At 62.0% G+C, this 23,276-nt stretch carries 18 protein-coding genes; 8 read left to right on the forward strand and 10 right to left on the reverse strand.

The features are described 5' to 3' along the window. The first annotated feature begins 35 nt into the window (after positions 1 to 35). Both AB8A38_RS04170 and AB8A38_RS04175 read left to right on the forward strand, forming a co-directional pair. On the forward strand, positions 36 to 905 hold the full coding sequence (locus AB8A38_RS04170) for a fumarylacetoacetate hydrolase family protein (RefSeq protein ID WP_439085078.1): 870 nt from the start codon (positions 36 to 38) through the stop codon (positions 903 to 905). Positions 906 to 1,101: 196 nt separating this feature from the next. Beyond that, complete coding sequence (locus tag AB8A38_RS04175; protein ID WP_439085079.1) at positions 1,102 to 2,082, forward strand: tripartite tricarboxylate transporter substrate binding protein; 981 nt, start codon at positions 1,102 to 1,104, stop codon at positions 2,080 to 2,082. On the opposite strand, the gene AB8A38_RS04180 is transcribed toward AB8A38_RS04175, so the two are convergent. The 5 genes from AB8A38_RS04180 to AB8A38_RS04200 all read right to left on the reverse strand — a co-directional run bounded on the left by AB8A38_RS04180 (position 2,079) and on the right by AB8A38_RS04200 (position 7,463). Then, positions 2,079 to 4,142: a carbamoyltransferase C-terminal domain-containing protein gene (locus tag AB8A38_RS04180; protein ID WP_439085080.1), complete on the reverse strand. Its 2,064-nt coding sequence runs from the start codon at positions 4,140 to 4,142 to the stop codon at positions 2,079 to 2,081. The two genes, AB8A38_RS04175 and AB8A38_RS04180, sit on opposite strands and share 4 nt — an antisense overlap. A gap of 159 nt (positions 4,143 to 4,301) precedes the next feature. Further along, positions 4,302 to 5,660 carry a M23 family metallopeptidase gene (locus tag AB8A38_RS04185; protein WP_439085081.1) on the reverse strand — a complete coding sequence of 453 codons (1,359 nt, stop codon included), beginning with the start codon at positions 5,658 to 5,660 and terminating at the stop codon, positions 4,302 to 4,304. Between the two features lie 91 nt (positions 5,661 to 5,751). Beyond that, on the reverse strand, positions 5,752 to 6,546 hold the full coding sequence (locus AB8A38_RS04190) for a peroxiredoxin (protein WP_315842335.1): 795 nt from the start codon (positions 6,544 to 6,546) through the stop codon (positions 5,752 to 5,754). Positions 6,547 to 6,566: 20 nt separating this feature from the next. Further along, positions 6,567 to 6,707 carry a hypothetical protein gene (locus tag AB8A38_RS04195; RefSeq protein ID WP_158005733.1) on the reverse strand — a complete coding sequence of 47 codons (141 nt, stop codon included), beginning with the start codon at positions 6,705 to 6,707 and terminating at the stop codon, positions 6,567 to 6,569. 195 nt (positions 6,708 to 6,902) lie between these two features. Further along, positions 6,903 to 7,463: a hypothetical protein gene (locus AB8A38_RS04200; protein WP_439085082.1), complete on the reverse strand. Its 561-nt coding sequence runs from the start codon at positions 7,461 to 7,463 to the stop codon at positions 6,903 to 6,905. On the opposite strand from AB8A38_RS04200, the gene AB8A38_RS04205 reads away from it, so the two are divergent. Further along, positions 7,419 to 10,652 (forward strand): YhdP family protein, encoded by a 3,234-nt coding sequence (locus AB8A38_RS04205; RefSeq protein ID WP_439085083.1) that lies wholly within the window; start codon positions 7,419 to 7,421, stop codon positions 10,650 to 10,652. The two genes, AB8A38_RS04200 and AB8A38_RS04205, sit on opposite strands and share 45 nt — an antisense overlap. Before the next feature lie 45 nt (positions 10,653 to 10,697). Here the strand turns inward: AB8A38_RS04205 and AB8A38_RS04210 are convergent, their stop codons facing one another. Next, entirely contained in the window at positions 10,698 to 11,441 is a 744-nt protein-coding gene (locus AB8A38_RS04210; RefSeq protein WP_439085084.1) for an IclR family transcriptional regulator, read from the reverse strand. Positions 11,442 to 11,681: 240 nt separating this feature from the next. On the opposite strand from AB8A38_RS04210, the gene AB8A38_RS04215 reads away from it, so the two are divergent. Both AB8A38_RS04215 and AB8A38_RS04220 read left to right on the forward strand, forming a co-directional pair. After that, positions 11,682 to 12,905 carry an ABC transporter substrate-binding protein gene (locus tag AB8A38_RS04215; protein ID WP_315842331.1) on the forward strand — a complete coding sequence of 408 codons (1,224 nt, stop codon included), beginning with the start codon at positions 11,682 to 11,684 and terminating at the stop codon, positions 12,903 to 12,905. A 104-nt stretch (positions 12,906 to 13,009) separates the two neighbouring features. Next, positions 13,010 to 13,780, forward strand: coding sequence for an SDR family NAD(P)-dependent oxidoreductase (locus AB8A38_RS04220; protein ID WP_439085085.1), 771 nt, complete (start codon positions 13,010 to 13,012; stop codon positions 13,778 to 13,780). 60 nt (positions 13,781 to 13,840) lie between these two features. Here the strand turns inward: AB8A38_RS04220 and AB8A38_RS04225 are convergent, their stop codons facing one another. The 4 genes from AB8A38_RS04225 to tyrS form a co-directional block, all read right to left on the reverse strand. Next, positions 13,841 to 15,535, reverse strand: coding sequence for a methyl-accepting chemotaxis protein (locus tag AB8A38_RS04225; protein ID WP_439085086.1), 1,695 nt, complete (start codon positions 15,533 to 15,535; stop codon positions 13,841 to 13,843). 181 nt (positions 15,536 to 15,716) lie between these two features. Then, on the reverse strand, positions 15,717 to 17,411 hold the full coding sequence (locus AB8A38_RS04230) for a methyl-accepting chemotaxis protein (protein ID WP_439085087.1): 1,695 nt from the start codon (positions 17,409 to 17,411) through the stop codon (positions 15,717 to 15,719). A 110-nt stretch (positions 17,412 to 17,521) separates the two neighbouring features. After that, a complete protein-coding gene (locus AB8A38_RS04235) occupies positions 17,522 to 18,739 on the reverse strand; it encodes an MFS transporter (protein WP_315842327.1) in 1,218 nt (405 codons plus the stop codon). A gap of 84 nt (positions 18,740 to 18,823) precedes the next feature. Then, entirely contained in the window at positions 18,824 to 20,074 is a 1,251-nt protein-coding gene (tyrS, locus tag AB8A38_RS04240) for a tyrosine--tRNA ligase (RefSeq protein WP_439085088.1), read from the reverse strand. A 155-nt stretch (positions 20,075 to 20,229) separates the two neighbouring features. On the opposite strand from tyrS, the gene AB8A38_RS04245 reads away from it, so the two are divergent. The 3 genes from AB8A38_RS04245 to AB8A38_RS04255 all read left to right on the forward strand — a co-directional run bounded on the left by AB8A38_RS04245 (position 20,230) and on the right by AB8A38_RS04255 (position 23,180). Continuing rightward, positions 20,230 to 21,339: an anhydro-N-acetylmuramic acid kinase gene (locus AB8A38_RS04245; RefSeq protein ID WP_439088457.1), complete on the forward strand. Its 1,110-nt coding sequence runs from the start codon at positions 20,230 to 20,232 to the stop codon at positions 21,337 to 21,339. Between the two features lie 107 nt (positions 21,340 to 21,446). Then, positions 21,447 to 21,581 (forward strand): hypothetical protein, encoded by a 135-nt coding sequence (locus AB8A38_RS04250; RefSeq protein ID WP_315842325.1) that lies wholly within the window; start codon positions 21,447 to 21,449, stop codon positions 21,579 to 21,581. A 75-nt stretch (positions 21,582 to 21,656) separates the two neighbouring features. After that, on the forward strand, positions 21,657 to 23,180 hold the full coding sequence (locus tag AB8A38_RS04255; protein ID WP_439085089.1) for a porin: 1,524 nt from the start codon (positions 21,657 to 21,659) through the stop codon (positions 23,178 to 23,180). Positions 23,181 to 23,276 lie beyond the last annotated feature (96 nt).

Below are 23,276 nucleotides of genomic sequence, written 5' to 3' on the forward strand. Positions count from 1 at the left end.
GTGTCGCCGGACAAACAGACATATCAGGAGGAAGAATGCACCTTGTTACTTTCCTGCATGAGGGCCGGGCCACGGTCGGCATTGCAGATCAGGCGCTCACTCAGGTCTCGCCGCTGCCGCGCGACGTTGCCCCCGATATGATTGCGCTAATTGCCAATTTCGATAGCCTGAAGGATGCGCTTACCGCTTCAGCGGGCGCGCCCCTTCCTATCGCCAGCGTCGAGCTTCTTGCGCCAATCCCGCGCCCGGCACGCAATGTGTTTTGCGTCGGCAAGAACTACCATGAGCACGCGAAGGAATTCGCGGGCAGCGGTTTCGACTCCTCGGCAAAGGAAGTCGTGCCGGAAGCGCCAGTCATCTTCACGAAGCCGTCGAGCACGGTGATCGGTTCCGGCAAGTCGATTCCGAATTATCTCGATCCGACCGACAGCACCGACTACGAGGGCGAGCTGACGGTCGTCATCGGACGTGGCGGCCGCGGCATCAAGAAGCAGGACGCGCTGGCGCATGTGTTCGGTTACACGATCATCAATGACGTCACGGCACGCACGCTGCAGCACAAGCATCGCCAGTGGTTCATCGGCAAGGGCATCGACGGTTTCTGCCCGATGGGGCCGGCGATCCTGACCGCTGACGAGATGCCCGACCCGACGAAAATGCGACTGACGACATCCGTAAACGGCGAAAGGCGCCAGGATGCGTCGGTGACCGATCTCATCTTCGACATTCCGACGCTGATCGAGACGCTCTCGGCAGGGATCACGCTGGAGCCGGGCGATCTGATCGCGACCGGAACGCCGGCTGGCGTCGGCCTCGGCTTCACGCCGCCGCGCTTCCTGAAGAAGGGCGACGTGGTTACGATCGAGGTCAGCGGCATCGGCAAACTTGAAAACCCGGTCGGCTGATTAAGCCTTCATAGGTTGCGGTTTTGATGAGGAGGCGCGGGGCATCATCTGCCCCACGCTCAGTTCTGCGAGCTTCAACAACTTAGAGCTTTGAGAGAGCTCCAGGGCGCCCAGGCGCTGTCTCCCGAGATGGCGCGTCGTCCCCTGGATGCGACTGAAACCAATGCGTTGCTCAAAAACAAAACGGGAGACAAGTATGAAACGTCGTGACTTCATTGCAGGCCTCGGGGGTCTGTCGACGCTCGCTTTGACCGGTCAGGGTGTACGCGCGCAGGAAGCCTGGCCGAGCCGCAACATCACCATGGTCGTGCCATTCCCGGCCGGCGGGCAGGCCGACATCGCCGCGCGTCCGGTCGCGAGCTATATGCAGAAGGTCCTCGGCAAGCCGGTCATCATCGACAACCGCAGCGGCGCCGGCGGCTCGCTCGGCAACGCGACCGTTGCCCGCGCCCAGCCTGACGGGCATACGCTGCTGATGACGCTGTCGTCGCTTGCGGTGCTGCCTGAGTCGGATCGCATCTACGATCGGCCGGTGGCCTATGAAGTCGATCAACTGCAGCCTGTCGCGCGCGTGCTCGCGGATCCGACTCTGTTCGCGGTACCGGCCAGTGCGCCGTGGAAGACGATTCAGGAATTCGTCGCTGACGCCAAGGCGCGTCCCGGAGCGATATCATACGGATCGTCGGGCCCGTTCGGTACGTTGCACGTCTCGATGGAGATGTTTGCGATCGCCGCCGGCATCAAGCTGCTTCACGTGCCGTATCGTGGCGCAACGCCTGCGATCAGCGATCTCCTGGGCGGCCAAATCCAGGCGCTGGCCTCGGCGCCGGGCACACTCAAGCAACATGTGGATGCCGGGACATTGCGTGTTCTCGCAAACTTCGGCGGCGAACGCCTCGCTGCCTTCCCGAATCTGCCGACGTTCAAGGAATTGGGCTATCCCGATGTCGAGTTCTACATCTGGGCCGGCCTGTTCGCGCCGAAGGGAATGCCTGCACCGGTCGTGACCAAATTGCGCGAGACAATGAAGCAGGCGATGAGCGATCCGGAAGTTACGAAGACGTTCGAGGCTGCCGGTAACATGCCCGCCTATCAGGACTCGGAAGAGTTCGCGGCGTTCGTGGCCAGGGATAGTGCGCGTCTGGTTGCCGTCGCAAGGAAGATCGGCAAGGTCTAACTGCGGCTGCGTGTCCACTCCGACAGCCAGGCCGTGAAGCGGCCGCTGTCGCGGGTGCCGCCATGCCAGGCGGCAGTCACCTGACCGTCGTTTGCGACCATCAGCACCACGTCGAGACCCGCCGAACGGCGCAGGGTCTCGACGGCCTGCGGCGGCGTCTGTGCGATCGGGCCAGCGACGTTGAATGAGGTATTCACCGACAACTCGACACCGATATGGCGACCGAGCGCCTTGAGATAGGCATGAGTGAGCGGATCATCCTCGGCGCGGACGATCTGGATACGTCCGGTGCCGTCGGCATGGATCACGGCCGGAATTCTCTCCCGTGCATGCGGTTTTGATTGCGCCGTCAGCACCATGTAATTGTAGGCGTTGTAGTTCGCGTCGGATGCGCCCTTCAGCAAATCGAAATACTCGTGCGCCGCGTCAAGCGTCGCCATCGGCGCCAACGGGCGGATCGCCTCGCGATATTTCACGCGTTCATTGAGCCGTTCGCGCGTGCCGGCGTCGCAGGGGTTGGCGAGGATCGACCGATGACCGAGCGCGCGTGGACCGGTTTCTGCCGCGCCCTGATAAAGCGCGATGATGCCGTTCTGCGTGACCATGAAGGCCATCAGGTCGGCAATTGCATCGCAACCCTCAGGCGTTGAGATATTGCCGATCGTCAGTGTCTTGATGTCGTCAGCCTGCAATGCCGCGGTGATGTCGCTCTGTGTCGGCGCATCGCCGCAATAGAAAGCGTGCGTCATCGCGGCGCCGCGTGGCGCGCCGATGAGATGCGCGAACATCCAGGCCGCGCCGATGGTCACACCGGGATCACCGGGCGTCGGCGGGATCCAGAGATGTAGGCGCGCTTTGCGGCCTTGTTCGCGCTCGAACCATACCTCGTCGAAATGTTCGAGCAGCCGCATATTGCCAAGCGCGTTCAGCGCCACGCCGCCGGTGAGGACCAGCCGATGCGCGCCGGTGGTGCGCAGCAGGCCGCCGACGACGTGGATCATCGCATCCTCGAACACGAGCTGAGTGGCAGCGGCCTTGTCGAGGCGATCCTGCGTATCCGGTTGGTGCTGGATGTCCTCGACGCGCAGCACGGAGTCGGGATTCCAGAGTTGATCCGGCGTCAGCGGCTCTCCAAGAATATCGATCAGTGTTTGCTTGTAGGGCGCTTCGAACGGATCGCAGTACCAGTTGCCCATGGCGCGATTGAGCCGGACCTCGCCATCGGTGCTGAAGTCGAGCACCTCGCGCAACCTCGCGTAGTACGGATTGCTGACTCGATCCATATCGCCCCAGGCGGCAGCGCCCATATAGCGGCCTTCGCTGGAAAGCCATGTCCAGCCACCCTGAGTGGAGGAGATGACGCTGTAGAAGGCACCGAGGGAGTCGAAGACGCTGTTGTTGCAATAGAGCTGCCGCATCTCGCCGCTCTCGGCCGCATAGAGCGAGATCGAGCCCTGATCACCGGTGCCGTCGAGGACGGCGATAGCGACTGGCTCATTGCTGTCTTCGAATGGCGACGCTGCAAATGAGAACCAGGCGTGGTTGTCGTGGTGCGGCATCATCAGCAGCGGGACACGCGCAGGCAGGCCGAATTGCTTCCGGAGCAGCTTCGGGGTCCGCGTCATTTGCTCGAGGCGTCGTGCGTCGAAGCTGACGGAGTTCTTGGTGCGCAGCAGCTTCAATCCGTCGGGAAGTTCTTCGACGATGCTTCGCACCAGCGTGCCGAGCAGATCGGGATAGTCCCAGGTCGTCAGCCATGCATCGATATCGGCGACGTCACGGCCCATGGCGCGCAGCGTGACGCGCATCGCATCGAGTGCTGCGCGCGGATATTGCGTGGTGTGCTTGTCGCCCGAGAAGCGCTCTTCTTCGTTGTTGATGACGAGGCGCGGGCCGTGAGCCTGCGTGACTTCGACCAGCGCCACGCCCGAATTGTGCGTGCCGGGCAGTCCGAGGCCGGCGAGCAGAATCGTTTCGCCGCGCGCCAGCTTGGCGCGGAGCTCCGAGATGCGACGGACCGTGAAATGGGAGTCGTTGGCGTGAAAACCTGCCAGCGTCATCGCCCAGGTCGCGACCCGTCGTGTGGCGCGGAAACAGAACCGGCCGAGACGGGGGAAACGGGGACCGATGTGTCGGGGGGATTTCAACGGGCTGCCTCGGATTGACGGAGACCCGCTTCAATCACATCAGGGGCAGGGCAACAATGCCCCACATCCAGTTCAGCCTGCGTTGAGGCGAACGCCGGCGCGGAGAAATTTCTGCGGATCGACAGCTTCGCCATCGATACGGGTTTCATAATGCAGATGCGGGCCGGTGGAGCGACCGGTCGAGCCCACCAGGCCGATCACCTGGCCGATCTTGATGATATCGCCAACCTTGACGTTGATCGCGGACATATGGCCGTAGCGGGTCGACAGGCCGTTGCCATGGTCAATCTCGACCATGCGGCCGTAGCCGCCGGCATAGGCCGCGGAGACGACGCGGCCGTTGGCCGTGGCGCGGATCGGGTCGCCCGTGGCGCCGCGGAAATCGAGGCCCGTATGCATTGCGGGGCGGCCCAGGAACGGATCGCTGCGCACGCCGAAGCCCGAGGTGAATTCGACTTCGCCGACGACGGGCTTGCGATAGGGCACCAGAGCCATGGTCCGGTTGAGCTTGTCCATCTGCGCACGGGTCACGTGGATGCGGTAGAGCTGGCGTTCGAACGGATCCGCGCTCGATGACAGTTTGACCGGCACAAACGGGCCGCCCATTGGCGCGCGCGGTGTGGCGGATTCGAGTTTCGCCATATTGAGCCCGAGGTCCGAGATCGCGCCACGCATGCGACGAACCTTGGAGTCCATGGATTCTTCAGCCGCGGCGAGTGTCGCAATCTGGCGGCTCTCGACCTGATCGAGCGAGGCCTGCAAACGACCGATCACATTGTCGACGCCGCCGAGTTTGGCGAACTGGTTCGGTTGCTGGGCGGTGAGAGCAGGGGTGCGGGACTCAAGCCGCGCTTCGCGGTCCGGCGGCGCTACGAAGGTCACCGTGTCGCTGATCGGCGACGGCTTGGGAATCGATGTCGTCGGCTCGATCGCGGCGCCGCGGGCCGGTGGCTTGCCGATCGAGCCTGTGATTGACAGATCGGGCATGGCGCCGAGCGCCGTGGCGCGCGATTCCAGCGTGGTCTGCCGGCGCATGACCTGATCGAGCTTCTGGTCGAACTGCTCCTGGTCCAGCATCTGGCGGCTGGTGGCGCGGTCGATCTTGGCGCGGAGTTCGGCGATGCGATCTTCGTAGGCATATTGCATGTCCGCCTGGCGCGCGATGAGCTTGGTGAGCACGTCGTCGCGAAAGGCAAAGTAAGTGGCTGTGGCCGCAGACCACGCTCCCAGCACGGTTACCGTGCCGACGACGATCCAGAACACGACAGGTCCGATGCGAACCTGCTTGCCACGATGGGCGATCGTGTAATCGCTTTGATTGGCTTTCGGGGGCGGCGCCTTGACCGGCCCGACGCGGCGAGCCTGTGGCCGTCCATGGTCGTGTGCGTGGTGCTGAGGGTACTCGGCATATTGGGTAGGGCGGTTCGACATCAGCACTCCTGATGCCAGCCGGAGACTCGTCGGCTGGCTCAACGGAGGCGATTTGAGCCCTTCATGGTTAATTTTGAGCAAATGACATTGATCAAATCCGACGTGCTTCTTCGAGCACCGCGTCTGCGTGTCCGTCCACTTTGACGCCGCGCCAGATCTTCGCGACGTTGCCTTTTGCGTCGATTAAAACCGTCGTGCGAAGAACGCCTTCGAAGGTTTTGCCGTACATCGATTTCTCGCCCCAGGCGCCATAGGCTTTAAGCATCGATTGCGTCGCGTCCGACAGCAGCGGAACTCCCAGCGCGAACTTGTCGCGGAACGACTCCTGAGCCTTCAGCGGGTCGGCCGAGACGCCAAGCACGGCGGCGTTGGCTGCCTGAAAGTCGGCGGACAGGCGGGTGAAGTCGATGGCCTCTTTGGTACAGCCCGGCGTGCTGGCGCGGGGGTAGAAGAAGATCACCAGCTTCTGGCCGGCATAGTCCGACAGCGAGACCGTGGCGCCGCCATCGCGCGGCAACTGGAAGGCCGGAGCCTTGGCCCCCTCGGCTGCAACACTAGGCGCCGGTGCGATTTTCTCGGGAGTTGCTTTCGGTGCCGCCACGGAGGGCGGCGCAGGCTTCGCAACTGCTTTGGGCGACGCCTTCGCGGCGATCGTCTTAGTCGCTGGAGCCTTTTTGGCGACAGGAGCCTTCGCGACCTTGGCGGCTGGCTTGGCTAGCGCCTTGGACACGGCTTTCGCCACAGGCTTGGCTTGCTTGGCGGCAGCCTTTTTGGCTGGGGACTTTGCCGCAGCCTTGGCAGGCTTCTTCGCCTTCGAGAGAGAAGCAGTCTTGGCCGTTTTCTTGGCGGCGGCCTTTGCGGGTTTCTTGCTGGCTTTCTTGGCCATGGATGTTCCTTTCTTCGCGTTCAGCGGTTCAATTGGGCGGCGCGCCCGACGAGGCGCTTGGCCGCAGTTTCCAGCGTCAGTCCGGCTTTCGCGCCTGATGCGTTTTCTGCCACTGTACAGATGGCCCGTTTCGAGGGATTCTTGCGCGATTTCTTGGACATACGCCTTCCTTTCGTCGCTTTCGGCGGCTCAGTGTGATGACATTGCAAAGCGCCGGCGACCGGGTGGCAGCACGTTGCAGTGCAAATGCGCTGGCCCAAATATGCTGGTCTCGGAGTATGGTTACAAAGGATTCGACGCAACACACGTTCCGTGCGCCATAGGGGCGCCGCAACGACCGCACGACGAGTGATAATTCAAACCGAGGATTGGCAGCGATGCCGGCAGAAGAGCGCTCGTCGGTTGTCGATGCGCGAAGGGCCGGTGACGATCATTCTCATAGTCAGCGCCAGCACCGAGAGGCAATGGCCAGAAATAAGCCGCCACAAGCGTATCGATCGCACGCCGATGACGAGTCCTTGCAATGGGATGATGCCGATTGGGATCATCAGCATGACGAGGCCGGGCATCACCGTGCGCGCCGCTTGCTGTCCAAGAAAGATAGTGGCTGGCACCGTTTCGGCGATCGGCTGGTTGCGATTCGCGATTGGCTGTCCGGCGGTCGATGGGTCAAGCGGATCGCGGCTGTCGTCGGCATCCTTCTGATTATTTTTGGCGTTTGCTTTGGCGCCTTGTGGGTCCGGCTGGGTGCAGGCCCGATCAATTTCGACATGGCCACCCCTTGGCTGGTCGAGGCGATCCAGGACAATATCGGGCAGGGTAATACGGTCGAAGTTGGCGGCACGCAGATCGAACGCGCCGGGCGGGTCCGGATGGCTGTACGAATCCGCGACATCGTCGTCCGCGATCGTGATCACGCCGTCGTGGCCAGTGCTCCGAAAGCCGAAGTCCGGCTCTCCGCTGCTGCCATGATGATGGGCCGCTTGCGCGCCGAAAGCCTCAACCTGGTCGATGTCGTGCTGGCTGTGCGCATTACGCCGGATGGGCAGGTGACCGTGTCGACTGGCGAAAATGCTCGCCCGATCGCGACGGGTGTCGCATCGCCGCGCACACCAGGGTCGTGGCTCGGTCCGGGCCGACAACCGGAACTCACTTTCCCGCGGCAGCCGCAGCCGCCGGTGGTCCAGATTCCGCAGCCCCCTTCTGACAAGCGCGAGGCATCCACCGGCTTGCTTGCGGGTCTCGATTGGCTCGACAGCCTGACCCTGTCGGGCCTCGACGGACAGAACCTCAACGAGATCGGTCTGAAGAACGGCAAGCTGGTGGTTGATGACCAGCAGCGCGGCAATACGTGGGACTTCGACAATATCAGCCTGACCCTGCGCCGACCGAGCGGCGGCGGCGTCATGATGACAGTGGGCGAAGGCGGCAAGGCCCCATGGACACTCGGCGTCACAATCGGCGCGCCAGCCAATGGCGTGCGTGCGGTCAGTCTGCGGGCCGACAAGGTCTCGACCCGGAATATCCTGCTCGCGCTGCGCATGAAGGATCTGACTTACAGCGCCGATCTGCCGCTGACCGGTGAGTTGAGGGGCGAAATCGGGCGCGACGGCCTCCCGACCTATTTCCGCGGCAAGCTCACTGCAGGTGCCGGCAACATCATCGATAACGACACGCCGGATTATCCGATGCCGATCGATCAGGCGGAGCTGAGCGTCGAGTGGGATGCCGGCCGCCGTGTGCTGCTGGCGCCGTTCAAGTTCGTGTCCGGTGAGAACCGCGTCACTTCGCTTGTCCATGTCGAGCCACCCAATGGCGCGACCGACTCGTGGCAGGCAGGGATCAGCGGCGGCACCATCGTATTGGGTGGAGGTCCGGGTGAAGCGCCGCTGATCTTCAACAGCATCGACATCGGCTTGCGTTTCGATTCCGACAACCGCCGGGTTTTGCTGACGCGGGCGAATATCAGCAACGGCGAGATCGGCGTCGCCGGCACAGGCAGCATTGACTACGCGGGCGAGCCGCGCATGACCCTCGGCTTTGCGGGAACGCCGATGTCGGCCTCGGCGCTCAAGCGCATGTGGCCGATCCTGATCGTGCCTGAAGTGCGCGAATGGGTTACCGAACGCATCGAGGGCGGGCAGCTTCAGAGCATCGAGATCGGGGTCAATTCGCCAACGAAGAACCTGACACGGCGCGGGCCGCCAATCCCCGATGAGGGGCTGTCGGTGAAGATCCTCGCCAATGGCGTGGCATTGCGTCCGGTGGATGGCATGCCGGTGATCCGCGACGGCGATTTGCGCGCGCGCGTCACAGGACGGACCGCGACCGTGACCATCGGTCAGGCGAACTCCGAGACCGCGGGCGGACGAAAGCTCAATCTCAGCGATATCGTGTTCGAAGTTCCGGACATGGCGCCGAAGCCATCGCCAGCTCGCGTGCGTTTCAAACTGGAGGGACCGGTGGCGGCCGTGGCCGATGTCCTCAACTCCAACCGTCTGAGCGAAGTCACCGGCAACATGCTCGACCCGGCGACCACCAAGGGCAATGTGACCGCTCAGGTCACCATGGGCATGCCGATCCAGCACGAACTGACCAAGGCCGATACGACCTACAACATTACCGCGGATCTGACGGCATTTTCCGCCGACAAGCTGGTGATGAACCAGAAGCTCGAAGCCAATTCGCTGAAGGTCACAGCGAACAATCAGGGCTATCAGGTCAAAGGTGACGTCAAGATCAACGGGCAGGCGGCATCGCTCGACTATCGCAAGCCGACCGATGGCGATGCCGATGTGCGTCTCAACGCGACGCTCGACGATGCAAGCCGCGCGCGACTCGGTGTGGACCTCGGACCGGCGGTGGTCGGCAATCTCCCGATCAAGGTTGTCGGCAAGATCGGCTCCGGGGACCGTGACAGCAAGCTCGGGGTCGACGCCGATCTGACGCAGTTGAAGCTCGATAACATCCTGCCGGGCTGGATGAAGCTGCCCGGCAAGAGCGCTCGCGCTGTCTTCAACGTCGTGAAGAAGGGCGACACAACCCGTCTGGAAGACATCGTCGTCGATGGCGGTGGGGCTTCGATCAAGGGCTCTGTCGAAGTCGATCAGAACGGTGACCTCGTAGGTGTGAACTTCCCGACTTATTCACCGTCCGAGGGCGACAAGACGTCGTTGAAAGCTGACCGTGGTTCGGATGGCGTATTGAAAGTCACGATGCGTGGCGACGTGTTCGACGGTCGCGGCTTCCTGAAATCGGCGATTTCCGGCAAGGATGGGGATCCCAAGAGCAAAACCAAATCGGTCGACTTCGATATTGATGTGAAGCTCGGTGCTGTTGCCGGTTACTACGGCGAGGCGGTTCGCAGCGTCGATGCCAAGATTTCACGGCGCAACGGTACGATCCAGAAATTCTCCCTGAGCGGAAAGCTCGGACGCGACACACCGCTGACAGGCGATATGCGCGGGCGCTCCCAAGGTGCCGGCCGTGACGTCATCTATATCGAGACCAACGATGCCGGCGCTTTCCTGCGCGCGACCGACACCTATTCCAAGATGTCGGGAGGCCAGCTCGCACTGGCGATGGACCCGCCGTCGTCGGATACCCGCGCCAAGGAAGGCCTGATCAACATCCGCGACTTCAACGTCAAGGGCGAGGCGCAACTGGCCAGTGTTGCCGGAGGCGGGCAGAACGCGGCGCAGAGCAGCGTCGCCTTCTCGCGGTTGCGTGCCGAGTTCACGCGGCAGAACGGCCAGCTCACCATTCGGGACGGCGTCGTCAAAGGCCCGACCGTCGGCGCGACCATCGAAGGCAGCATCGATTATCCGCTCAACCAGGTTCGGATGAGCGGCACCTTCGTGCCGATGTATGGGCTGAACAACATGTTCGGCCAGATTCCGATCGTCGGACTGTTTCTCGGTGGCGGCAGCAATGAAGGCCTGATCGGCGTCACTTACGAAGTCGTCGGTACGCCCGGTGCGCCAGTGCTGCGCGTCAATCCGATTTCGGCCATGGCACCGGGGGTGTTCCGCAAGATCTTCGAATTCGGCACCGGCAAGCAGAATAATTCGGTCGAATTCCCGAACCAGAATAATAACAGCAACTAACGACGTCTGTGGCTCAAGTGCAGCGCTCGCCGCATTGGGCGGGGCTTAGCTTGACGCCAGTTCGGATGCGAATCTCTGTATCAGCTTCTGGATGATGGCGGCCGTTTCGGGACGCCGCGTCAGGCAGCGCGACGTCGGACCGGCAACCACCAGCGACAACCGGCGATGTTGCACCGGCAAGGGCACGGCGACACCCGCGAGGTCGGCGATATATTCCGATGAACTCTGCTGATAACCGCGCTCGGCGGCCTCTCTGAGTTCGTCTTCGATCGCTTCTTCCGTTGTCGGCGTGGTGTGGGAGAAGGCTTCGAACTTGATCTTGCGGTAGATCGCCTTGCGTTCCTCGGGCGAATGCTGCTCGAGAATGGCGCGGCCCACCGAACTCGCATGGATCGGAACGCGGTCGCCGATCTGGGCGAAGTAGCGCACCGAATGCGCGGACTCGACGACATCCAGGAAGATCGCGGACGTTCCGGCGAGGGCGGCGATGGCCGTCGTCTCGCCGGTTCGGTCGGCAATCTCGGTGACCAGTGCATGGGCCGCGTCGGGGAGCGGCTCGGCATCCGCAACGGTGCGGGCGAGGGTGAGCCAGCGAGGACTGGGATAGTAGCCGTTGCGCACACGGGGCTCATAGAGCCAGCCCTTCTCGGCGATAGTGCCGACGAGATTGAACGTGCTGGAGCGCGGCCAGCCGAGGTCGTCCGAAATTTCGGCCAGCGTCGCGGGGCGTTTACGTCGGGCGAAATACTCCATCAATTCCAGGACGTTGGCAGCTTGTCTGACCAGCATTGAAATTCTCGTTCTTCCCTCTGGGGCGCGCCACGAATGGCGAACTGCCCGCGTGTCCGCACGGTCTGGTTGGTCTCTGTATCGCTGAAATGGCTTTGAAAGCCATCCACATCACCAACACTGGTCTTGACTTATAATTCACGTATAGGTCTTATAAATTCATAAACAAGAATTATTCGCGTGATCGCCGGCAGGCACGTTGCCGGGGGTGAAGCACGGAATTCGTCAGGGGAGGAATAGATGACCATTCGCAATGCTGTTGCCGTGTCCGCCGTGGCGCTGTCGCTCGGGCTGTTGTCCGCGCCGATGGCGTCGGCGCAGACGCCGGTGAAACTCGGCGTTCTCGCCGATATGTCCGGCATCTTCTCGGATATCGGCGGCATGGGCTCGTTCGATGCCACCAAGATGGCTGTCGAGGACTTCAACAAGCTCCCGGGCGCGGACAAGTTCAAAGTCGAAGTGATCCAGGGCGATCCGCAGAACAAGCCGGACATCGCGCGCAACATTGCTCGCAAGTGGTACGAGACCGAAGGGGTCGATGTTCTGGTGGACATTCCGACCAGCGCCACGTCGCTGGCTGTCGCGCCGCTGACGGCCGAACTCAACAAGGTTGCGTTGTTCACGGCATCCGGCACCTCCGATCTGACCGGAAAGTCCTGCACCCCGAACTCGGTGCACTGGACCTACGATACCTGGGCGCTGGCGCACGGCACGGCCGATGCCATGACCAAGGCCGGTGGCAAGAGCTGGTTCTTCCTCACCGTCGATTTCGCGCTCGGCGCTTCGCTGGAGCGCGATGCCACCGCCGTGATCAATGCCAATGGCGGCAAGGTGCTCGGTAGCATCAAGCATCCGACAGACTCGAACGATTTCGCGTCCTATCTGCTGCAGGCGCAGGCATCGAAGGCCGACATCATCGCGCTGGCGAATGCTGGCGGTGATACCATCAAGGCGATCAAGCAGGCCTCAGAGTTCGGCATCGTACAGGCCGGTCAGAAGCTCGCCGGCATGCTGATGTTCATTTCGGATATCCACTCTCTCGGTCTCAACACGGCGCAGGGCCTGCAGCTCACCGAGGGCTTCTATTGGGATTTGAACGAGCAGACCCGCACCTTTGGCGAGCGGTTCGCCAAGCGCAACAACGGCCGCTATCCCAGCATGAACCAGGCCGGCGCCTATTCGGCGTCGCTCACCTATCTGAAGGCGGTCGCCAAGGTCGGCTCGCCGAAGGATGGCGCGGCGGTCGTGAAGGCGATCCGCGAGATGGGTACGTTCGACGATCCGCTGTTCGGTAAGACCACGCTGCGTGAAGACGGCCGCGTGTTGCACGACATGTATCTGTTGCAGGTCAAGAAGCCCGCTGAGTCGAAGAAGCCGTACGATTACTACAATGTTCTGGCGACGATCCCGGCCGATACCGCATTCCGTCCGCTCAAGGACGGCGGCTGCCCGCTGATCAAGTAACGGCTGCATAACGAACGACGAGAGCGCGCAGATGTCGGTGACCCCGCACTGCGCGTTTTTCATTGTCTGAACTGCAATTTCAAAACCATCACAAGGACAACAGAATGCGTCTAGCAAATAAACTCGCCGCCGTCACCGCTGCTGCATCGGGCATGGGACGCGCCGGCGTCGAACTGTTCCTCAAGGAAGGCGCCAAGGTCGCCGCCATTGACGTCAATGCGGACGCGCTCGCGCAGCTCAAATCCGACATGAAGAAGCTGGGTTATGAGCTCACCATCATCCAGGCCGATCTGTCGAAGATCGAACAGATGAAGAGTTCAATCAACGACGCGGCTGCCGCGCTTGGTGGTATCGATATCCTCTGGGCCCATGCCGGCACACCGGGGCCGGCCGGGGTCGAGAATCTCGATCTCGCGGCTTACGAATTCGCGATGGCGCTCAATGTCACCTCCGCCACGCTGGCGGCCGGCGAAGTCATCAAGCACATGCGCAAGCGTGGCGGCGGTTCGGTGATTTTCACCTCATCGGTGTCGGGCATCGTCGGCTCGATGATGAGCCCGATCTATTCGGCTGCTAAATTCGCGGTAGTCGGCCTCACCAAGTCGCTGGCGCAGGCATTCGCTTCCGATCAAGTCCGCGTCAACGTGATCTGCCCGGGTCTTGCGGATACGCCGATGAAGCTCGGCTTCACCGGCCGCTCGGGCGTCGCAGCGGAAGCAGCGGCCAACGAGGCCAAACTCTTGGCAGCCGTGCCCATGGGCCGCCTCTGCAAGGCAGAGGACGTTGCACATGCCGCACTGTGGCTCGCCTCCGACGACGCCTCCTTCATCACCGGCGTCGCGTTGCCGGTGGATGGCGGCTTCACCGCGCGCTGATCGGCGGCAAAGGGCGCGGTCCCTGCTGACCGCGCCCTTCGTGCTTGAGGGATATCTGCGTCAAGCGGCGCGAACGCCGGCGAGGAAGGTTTTGACTTCGCCGGACAGTTGCTCAGCCTGTTTCGACAGGCCGGTTGCCGCACTCAGCACCATGCCCGCAGCGTTGCCGGTCTCGTGCGCTGCCGAGCTGACACCGCCGATATTGGTGGTGACGTTCTGGGTCGCTTGCGCCGTCTGCGTCACGTTGCGAGCAATTTCCGCAGTCGCCGTACCTTGCTCCTCGATGGCAGAGCCGATCGTGGTGGCGATGGCGCTGACTTCTTCGATCGTGGCGGTGATGCCCTGGATCGCGTCGACCGCTTCCCTGGTTGCACTCTGGATCTGCGCGATGCGGGTGCTGATTTCCTTGGTGGCATCGGCGGTCTGCCCGGCGAGGCTCTTCACTTCGGTGGCGACCACCGCGAAGCCGCGGCCAGCATCGCCAGCGCGTGCAGCTTCGATGGTGGCGTTCAGAGCGAGGAGGTTGGTCTGGGCCGCGATGGTTTGGATCAGCTCGACAACATGTTCGATCTGCTGCGCGCCATCCGCCAGCGCGCGCACGATGGTGTCGGTGCGGCGTGCACTATCCACGGCGTGCGACGTGATCTTGGCGGACTGGGCCATCTGGCGGGCGATCTCGGTGATCGACGACGATAGTTCTTCGGCGGCAGATGCGACTGTCTGAACGCGCGTGCTGGCTTCGGTCGCAGCCGAGCTGACCATGGTGGCCTGCTGGTTGGTGCGATCGGCTGTGCCCGTCATGGACTGTGCGGTGGCTTCGAGCTCGGTCGACCCCGATGCCATCAGTCCGACAAGCTGGCCGACGGATGCGTCGAAACGATTGGCGAGAGCGATCAGGGCCTCGCGTTTCTCGGCTTCGCTCATCTGCTTGAGCTTGGCCTGCTCGGCTTCGAGAGACCGCGCCGTCAGCGATGTCTGGCGCAGCATCTCCAGCGTTTCCGCCATGCGGCCGATTTCGTCGCCGCGATCAGTCTCCTCAACCTTGGCGTCGAGCGCGCCGTTGGCGATGTCATGCATGCGTGACTGCAACCGGCGAAGTGCGCCCAGAATGTCGCTGGAAATCAGCCAGGACAGCAGCGCCATCACGGCGAGCACACCGGCGCCGACAGAACCAAGGCGAACAAGCAGGGCATTCACGTCGGCGTCGAGGTCATCAACATAGAGCCCGATGCTGAAGGTGACGTCCCAAGGTGCATAGTAGCGCGCGAAGACCATCTTTGGGACAGGTTCTGTCTGACCTGGTCGCGGATAGTAATAATAGGTGCTGCCGCCGGTCGGCGTCTGACGCGCGGCTTCGATGACAGCCTTGGACATCATGACGCCATTCGAATCCTTGGCACCCGTGTTCTTGTCTTCGAGCTTTGGGTTACCGCCATTCACAAACTGGACGCCATCAGGTCTGTAGGCGAGGAGATAGCCTTGCTTGTTGCCGAAGTTCATGTTGCGGGCCAACTGACGGTAGCGCAGCTGGGCATCGGTGAGGCCCGTCTTTCCGGCGGTGACATCTTCCTGCACGGCATCTGCCAGTGTCACCATCAGTTCGGCCGCGGTCTTGAGCTGCTCCATACGGTCCTGCTGCATGCGCTTCTGGCTGAGCGAAGCGGCGACGGCAACAACGGCGCAGACCGAAGCGACGGACACCAGCACCATACTGGTGAGCTTGGTGCGGATGGTGAAGTAACTGAGCAGACTCATCTGGACCTCTGAATGTAGCTTGCCGGACAATAGTACCGCAAATCTGCTTACCAATGGTGAATCACGGATTGCGAAGCGCATCTTAAAGAGGGGCAGTGAGTGTCACTTGGCGGCAGGCGCTTAAGGCAGAAAGGCGCGGTCATCGCTGACCGCGCCTTTCATACAAGGATGTAGCTGCGTTTTAGGCAGCCCGCACGCCGGCGAGGAACGTCGTGACTTCGCCAGACAATTGCTCGGCCTGCTTCGATAGGCCGGAAGCGGCGTTGAGCACCATACCGGCAGCGTCGCCGGTCTCATGCGCGGCAGCGCTGACGCCGCCAATATTGGTGGTGACGTCCTGTGTAGCTTGCGCCGTCTGGGTCACGTTGCGGGCAATCTCCGCTGTCGCGGCACCTTGCTCCTCAATGGCGGAGCCGATCGTGGTGGCGATGGCGCTGACCTCCTCGATGGTGGCAGTGATGCCCTGAATCGCATCGACCGCTTCCCTGGTTGCACTCTGGATTTGCGCGATGCGGGTGCTAATTTCCTTGGTGGCGTCGGCGGTCTGACCGGCGAGGCTCTTCACTTCGGTCGCCACGACGGCGAAGCCGCGGCCTGCGTCGCCCGCACGGGCTGCTTCGATCGTGGCGTTGAGTGCGAGCAAGTTGGTCTGGCCGGCGATGGTGGAGATCAGTTCGACCACGTGCTCGATCTGCTGCGCGCCGTCAGCAAGGGCACGAACGATAGTGTCGGTGCGGCGGGCGCTATCAACGGCGTGGGTCGTGATCTTGGCCGACTGCGCCATTTGACGCGCGATCTCGGCGATAGATGATGACAGCTCCTCGGCGGCGGCGGCGACCGTCTGCACGCGGGTGCTGGCTTGCAAGGCGGCAGTGTTGACGATGCCGGCCTGGTCATTGGTGCGGGCGGCGGTGCCGCTCATCGACTGAGCGGTGGCTTCGAGTTCGGTGGAACCGGACGCCATCAGGCCGACCAACTGACCGACAGATGAGTCGAAACGATCGGCGAGGGCAATCAGCGCGTCGCGCTTCTCGGCTTCACTCATCTGTTTCAACTTGGCCTGCTCGGCTTCGAGGGAGCGGGCGGTCAGCGAGGTCTGGCGGAGCATTTCCAGCGTTTCGGCCATGCGGCCGATTTCGTCGCCGCGGTCCGTTTCGCCGACATTCTCATCAAGCGCGCCATTGGCAATCGCGTGCATACGAGCCTGCAGCCGGCGGAGTGCGCTCAGGATGTCGCTGGCCATCAGAAAGGACAGCAGTGCCATCACAGCGAGGACGCCGGCGCCGAGCGAGCCAAGGCGGACGAGGAGAGCATTAACGTCGGCGTCGAGGTCATCGATATAAAGGCCGGTGCTAAACGTGATATCCCATGGGGCATAGTAGCGAGCAAAGACCATTTTGGCGGTCGGCTCGGTTTGGCCGGGACGCGGATAGAGATAGTAAGTGCTGCCGCCATTGGCGGTCTGGCGTGCGGCGTCGATGATTGCTCTGGAAATCAGGATGCCATTGGAATCCTTGGCGCCCGTATTCTTGTCTTCCAGCTTCGGGTTGCCGGCATTCACCAGGAGAACGCCATCAGGTTTGTAGGCGACGAGATAGCCTTGCTTGTTGCCGAAGGTCATGTTGCGAGCCAGTTGGCGGTAGCGCATCTGGGCGTCGGCCAAGGTGATCTTTCCGGCCGCGATTTCTTCCTGCATGCTGTCGGCCATGCCGACCATCAGATCGACCGCAGTGTGAAGCTGCTCCATGCGGTCCTGCTGCATGCGCTTCTGGCTCAGCGAAGCGGCCACCGCAATGATGGCGCAAATAGACGCAGCAGAGACCAGCACCATGCTGGTGAGCTTGGTGCGAATGGTGAAACGGCTAAGCAAACTCATGTCGACCTCTGATCGGAGCACTACTGGCAAAGAGATACCAGCGAGTCGCTTACCAATCGTGAAAGCTGACAAACTCAATGAGTTCGCTGTGCGAACTTGCGTGTAGCGATTTAGCGGCGCAAGGCAGGGACGACGAGAAACGGGATCATGCCGATCACGACGCTAATCAAGGCAAAGGCGAGCAGCGAGTTGTAGCTCTGGGTCCAGTCATGCAGCAGGCCGCCGGTCCATGAACCGAGCGCGGATCCAAGCCCGCTGCCGAAGGTGATTGTCCCATAGATCGTGCCGACCCGCTTGCCGCGAAAGATCTTCATCGCGGTCGCGGTCAGCAGCGGGCCGCGCGAGCCGATCATGCTGCCGAAGCAGACGACGAAGCCAGTAAGCAGCGCATAGCTCGGATACCATTGCAGCAGCCAGAGCATGACGATGCCGAGGAGCGACAGGCTGTAGCTGAACAGAATGGACGGCCGTCGACCGATCACGCCGTCCAGCCAGCTGACACCGAGCATGCCGAACAGCAGCACCACACCGCTGAAGCCCCAAGCGGTCGCCGCCTGCAGCGGCGGGAAACCGACATCGATCAGATAGGCGACAACCTGCGGCGAGATCGCATACATGCCGATGGCCGTGAAGAAGAATGTCCCGAACAGTGCCCAGAACGCGTGATGGCGCATGGCGCCGATCAGCGTCCAGCCTTCGTCGATGAGTGTCTCGCTTGTCTGCGGCTTCCCGAGATGCGGTGAGCCCGCGCCGAACCTGCTCCACGGCAAGAACAGCAAGGGCACCAGCAGCGCAAGGACGCCAAAGCCGAAGATGCGATAGGCGCCACGCCATTCGACGTGATCAATCAGCAACTGGGCGATAGGTAGCATCAACAACACGCCGGCGCCGGTTGCCGAATACACGACGGACATCGCGGTCGGCAGCCGCTTGCCGAACCAGCGTCCGAGCAGCAGCGAGTTCGGCACATTGCCGATACAGGCTATTGCGAAACCCAGGCAGAGACCGAGCGCGAGCTGAAATTGCCAGAGTTTCTCTGCATAGGCTGCCGCGAGCAGTGAGCCACCAAGCAGGGCGATGCCGGTCAGGAACACGGTGCGCGGACCGGAACGGTCGAACAGCCGTCCGACCAGCGGTCCCGCAAGGCCGACGCAGAGCGCGATGAGTGAGTAGATCGAGACGACCTCGGCCCGGTCCCACCCGAAGGATTGCGAGATCGGGAGCAGAAAGACAGTGAAGCTTTCCTGCAGACCGCGTCCCAGCACGGACAGTGTGAAACAGACACCGAGAACAGTCAGTCCGGTGCGTTGGGACGTCTTCAAATCCATCTGGCTCTTCTTCACGGCGTTTGCGGCAGCTGCGCCATGGAGCGCGTTTCGCAGTGCATGAACAAGTGCGCTAGACGAATGTGGCTATGCAGGCTTGAGCAGGATGTGCCGCTTCTTCCCGAGTGAGAGCTTGATGACGCCTTCCGTCAGCAGCGCGGGGGTCAGCATCATCTTCTCGTCGGTCACCGCAACATCATTGACGCGCAAGCCGCCGCCCTTGATCTGCCGCCGCGCTTCGCCGTTCGACGCGACGAAACCGGCATTGACGAAGGCCGCGAGGACACCGACGCCTGCTTCAAGTTCAGCTTGGGGAATATTGACGGTCGGCAAGCTGTCGGCGAGCGCGCCTTCCTCGAAGGTCTTGCGTGCCGTCTCCGCAGCGGCATTTGCTGCATCGCGGCCGTGCACCACGGCCGTCGCTTCGGTGGCGAGAATCTTCTTCGCCTCGTTGATCTCCGAACCGCCCAAGGCCGCGAGCTTGGCGATTTCGTCGAGCGGCAGGCGCGTGAAGACCTTGAGGAAACGGCCGACGTCTGCATCTTCGGTGTTGCGGAAGTACTGCCAGAAGTCATAGGGGCTGAAGAGATCGCCATTGAGCCAGACGGCGCCGGAGGCCGACTTTCCCATCTTCTCGCCGGACGACTTCGTCAGCAGCGGTGTGGTCAGCGCGTAGAGCTGCGGGCCGCCCATGCGGTGGCTGAGATCGACGCCGTTGATGATGTTGCCCCACTGGTCGGAGCCGCCCATCTGCAGCAGCGTGCCGTAGCGGCGGTTGAGCTCGACGAAGTCGTAGCCCTGCATGATCATGTAGTTGAATTCGAGGAAGGACAGCGACTGGTCGCGGTCGAGGCGCAGCTTCACGCTGTCGAAGGACAGCATGCGGTTGACCGAGAAGTGGCGGCCGACGTCGCGCAGGAATTCGACATAGTTCAGCTTCAGGAGCCAATCGGCATTGTTGACCATCATGGCGTCGGTCGGGCCGTTGCCATAGGTCAGCATCTTGCCGAAGATCTTCTTGATGCCTTCGATGTTCTCCGCGATCTTCTCGACTGTCAGCAATTGCCGCTGGTCGTCCCGGAACGACGGGTCGCCGACCATCGAGGTGCCGCCACCCATCAGCGTGATCGGGCGATGGCCAGTCTGCTGAAACCAGTACAGCATGGTCACCGAGATCAGATTGCCGATATGCAGACTGGTCGCCGTGGCGTCATAGCCCACATAAGCCGTGACCGGTCCCTTGCAGCAGGCGGCGTCCAGCGCCTCGGCATCGGAGACCTGATGGATCAGGCCGCGGCTCTGCAGGACGTTGAGAAAATCGGACTTGTAGCTGGTCATCGGTTTACGGCTCGGTTCGGATAATTTTACGCTGTCTCAATGGATTGGCGGCAAGGTGGGGCGTGCTGGCCGTCCCAAAGTGCCTGTGGCATTATAAGATTGGGCGCTTCGACACAAGTTTTGACCGGAAATGAGGGCTTTGCCGCGTGCCTGATATGCTGACCGCGATCGGACTAATGAGCGGAACCTCGCTGGACGGCGTCGATGTCGCCCTGATCGAGACCGATGGCGAACGGGTCGGGTCGTTCGGCCCGTCGGGGTATCGGCCATATAGCGAGGCTGAGCGTGCCGTGTTGCGCCAGGCGCTGGCTGAGGCCGTGCAACTGAGCCGGCGCGATATCAGGCCGGGCAGTCTGGCCGAGGCGGAGCGGGTGGTGACATCGGCTCATGCCGAGGCCGTCGAGGCGTTTCTGACTGATCATGGCATCGCACGTGACAGCATCGACATCGTCGGCTTTCACGGACAGACCGTACTGCATCGTCCCGCTGATCGACTTACCGTGCAGATTGGCGACGGGGCGAGTCTTGCCGGGATGCTCGGCCTGTCGGTGATCCACGACCTGCGCGCGGCTGACGTGGCTGCGGGCGGGCAGGGAGCGCCGCTGGTGCCGGTCTATCACCGTGCCTTGGCGCAGGGACTGCATCGCGACGGGCCCATTGCCGTGGTCAATATCGGCGGCGTGTCCAATGTGACTTACATTGATGGCGATATCGCATTTATTGCCTGCGACACCGGCCCGGGCAATGCGCTGCTCGATGACTTCGTGTCGCGCGCAACGGGGCAGCCCTTCGATGCGGATGGCGCACTGGCGGCGCAGGGACGCGTCGATGATGCGTGGATCGCGAAGGGATTGCAGAATCCGTTCTTTGCAGCAGCGCCGCCAAAATCGCTAGATCGTAATCATTTTGCGGCACTCGTGCTGGGAGACGTTACGCCAGCGGATGGCGCAGCGACCTTAACGGCGTTCACCGCTGCGACTATCGCCAGCATTGCGCCGCTGTTGCCCAAGCCACCGCTTAGCTGGATCATTACCGGCGGCGGCGCACGCAATCCGACGATGCTGCAAATGCTGCGGCAGCGATTGCCCGCTGCGACAGTCGAGAGCGTAGATGTGCTGGGTTGGTCCGCCGATGCGATGGAGGCGCAGGCTTTTGCATTTCTGGCAGTGCGTTCGCTCGCGGGCTTGCCGTTGAGCTATCCGGCGACGACCGGTGTGCCCGAGCCAATGACGGGCGGTGTGAAAGCGGACTATCTCGCGAGCTAGTGCGAAGTTCGCCGTAGTCAGGGTGATTCGACTCACCCAACGAATCAGGCTGATCGCGTACAACGGGGTCTATGTCTGTTGTAGTCGGCAAGCTGCCGCAGACACGGATGCGTGATGGCATCACCAAATCTCGTGATGAGTTCGGTACGGAAATGCCGCGGCTTGCCGATTATGTTGCCGAAAGCACACAGCCGGAAAATGATGCTGCGACAATCGACCGCGCGCATTGTTTCGCAACATGATCTTCCACAACTCTGCCTCATGAATGGCACGCCCGGGGCAATCGCGCGTGCCGATACCATCGGTCTGGAGGCAACATGACCATGATGAAGCAAATGATACTTGGTTCCGCAGCAGCGTTGCTGGCAGCGAGAACTGCCCAGGCGGCGGACCTTCCGGTGAAGGCCAAGGCTGTCGAATATGTGAAGATCTGCTCGATCTATGGTGCCGGCTTCTACTACATCCCGGGCACCGACACTTGCATCAAGATCGGCGGCGCGATCCGCCTCGATACGACTTTTAACGGTGGCCCGTACGACGCGCCGTTCTGGCAGGGCGGCGCCGGCGGCAACAATCTCTGGACCAAGGATAACTTCCTCACACGCGAACGTATCAACATCACGACCGATACGCGCACGGCGTCCGAATACGGTGTGGTGCGTACCTATGCGAATATGCAGCTCGACTTCACGCAGAACCGCGACAGCATCGCCGGCGGCTTCACGGAAGTGGATTTCGCATTCATCCAGTTCGCCGGATTCACCTTTGGTAAGGCTGTCTCGAACTTCGATCCACAATGGGCGCTGACCAAGCCCTGGATTTCGTCGGGCTTCCTCGCGGGTTCGAGCAATACGACCGGCATTCCGCAGATCGCTTACACAGCCGAATTCGGCAACGGCTTCTCGGGCACCATCGCGCTTGAGAATGCATCGCCCTATCGCAATGCCGGCCTCTACAACACCGCGACCTTCATCGTCGCACCGGGCGCGGGGTCGTTCACCGGTGCCTTCTACGGCACCAATTCGAACACGTTCTTCGGCAACGCCACGGGCGGCAACCATATTCCTGATGTCGTCGGCAACCTTCGTCTCGATCAGAAGTGGGGCTCGCTGCATTTCGCTGCGGCCATGCACACGTCGACGGCCGGCTTCTACGGGGCAAATGAGTCCTTCGGGCATCCTGACGATGTCTACGGCTTTGCCGTCAGCGGCGCGGTGGAATTCAAGGTCCTGCCCACCGGTGCAAACGATAGCCTGAAGATCGAAGCGTCTTATGCCAAGGGCGCTGCGCGTTACGCCTTCACCGGCGGTTCGCTCGAAACGTCCGGCGGCGGTCGTTTTGCCAAATTCGATGGCAACACGGTGGGCTTCGGCTACGTGCTCGACGGCGTGTATTCGCCCGGAAGCTCGATCCAGCAGAGCGATGCCTGGGAAGTCAGTGCCTTCTATGAGCACTATTGGAACACGGCATGGCGCACCTCGCTGTTCGGCAACTACAGCCATATTTCCTATGGCGATGCCGGCAACGCGATGCTCGCCGCGGCATTCAGTCCGGCCGGCGGCCGCCTGGGAACGAGCAGTTCGTCCAACCCGGGTTCTACGGCTGGCAGCATTACTGGCACGACCAACAACTTTGACTTCGGGATAGCTCAGGTCGGTACGCGAACTGCCTGGACCCCCGTCAAGAACCTGACCCTGTCGGCTGAGTTCACCTATACCCGGCTCGATCAGAACCTCGACGGCACATATACGGGCACGGCGACCGGCAAGCCCAATCAGGCCTATCAGATCAAGGATCAGAATCTTTACAACGGCTCGGTCCAGATCCTGCGCTCGTTCTGATCCCGATCAGGACCCAAAACTGAAACTGAAAAGCCCTCGGCCGATCCGGCCGAGGGCTTTTTGTTAGGTTGGCATGAAGTGACCGGCGCGAGGCCG

The sequence above is a fragment of the Tardiphaga sp. 839_C3_N1_4 genome, assembly GCF_051811045.1.
Lineage (GTDB): Bacteria > Pseudomonadota > Alphaproteobacteria > Rhizobiales > Xanthobacteraceae > Tardiphaga.

Coding starts and splice junctions, on each gene's coding strand:
- AB8A38_RS04255 (WP_439085089.1), top strand. CDS start 21,657: ATGACCATGATGAAGCAAATGATACTTGGTTCCGCAGCAGCGTTGCTG.
- AB8A38_RS04235 (WP_315842327.1), bottom strand. CDS start 18,739: ATGGATTTGAAGACGTCCCAACGCACCGGACTGACTGTTCTCGGTGTC.
- AB8A38_RS04185 (WP_439085081.1), bottom strand. CDS start 5,660: ATGTCGAACCGCCCTACCCAATATGCCGAGTACCCTCAGCACCACGCA.
- AB8A38_RS04245 (WP_439088457.1), top strand. CDS start 20,230: ATGCTGACCGCGATCGGACTAATGAGCGGAACCTCGCTGGACGGCGTC.
- AB8A38_RS04225 (WP_439085086.1), bottom strand. CDS start 15,535: ATGAGTCTGCTCAGTTACTTCACCATCCGCACCAAGCTCACCAGTATG.
- AB8A38_RS04230 (WP_439085087.1), bottom strand. CDS start 17,411: ATGAGTTTGCTTAGCCGTTTCACCATTCGCACCAAGCTCACCAGCATG.
- AB8A38_RS04190 (WP_315842335.1), bottom strand. CDS start 6,546: ATGGCCAAGAAAGCCAGCAAGAAACCCGCAAAGGCCGCCGCCAAGAAA.
- AB8A38_RS04175 (WP_439085079.1), top strand. CDS start 1,102: ATGAAACGTCGTGACTTCATTGCAGGCCTCGGGGGTCTGTCGACGCTC.
- AB8A38_RS04215 (WP_315842331.1), top strand. CDS start 11,682: ATGACCATTCGCAATGCTGTTGCCGTGTCCGCCGTGGCGCTGTCGCTC.
- AB8A38_RS04195 (WP_158005733.1), bottom strand. CDS start 6,707: ATGTCCAAGAAATCGCGCAAGAATCCCTCGAAACGGGCCATCTGTACA.
- AB8A38_RS04205 (WP_439085083.1), top strand. CDS start 7,419: ATGGCTGTACGAATCCGCGACATCGTCGTCCGCGATCGTGATCACGCC.
- tyrS (WP_439085088.1), bottom strand. CDS start 20,074: ATGACCAGCTACAAGTCCGATTTTCTCAACGTCCTGCAGAGCCGCGGC.
- AB8A38_RS04210 (WP_439085084.1), bottom strand. CDS start 11,441: ATGCTGGTCAGACAAGCTGCCAACGTCCTGGAATTGATGGAGTATTTC.
- AB8A38_RS04180 (WP_439085080.1), bottom strand. CDS start 4,142: ATGACGCTGGCAGGTTTTCACGCCAACGACTCCCATTTCACGGTCCGT.
- AB8A38_RS04170 (WP_439085078.1), top strand. CDS start 36: ATGCACCTTGTTACTTTCCTGCATGAGGGCCGGGCCACGGTCGGCATT.
- AB8A38_RS04250 (WP_315842325.1), top strand. CDS start 21,447: ATGCGTGATGGCATCACCAAATCTCGTGATGAGTTCGGTACGGAAATG.
- AB8A38_RS04220 (WP_439085085.1), top strand. CDS start 13,010: ATGCGTCTAGCAAATAAACTCGCCGCCGTCACCGCTGCTGCATCGGGC.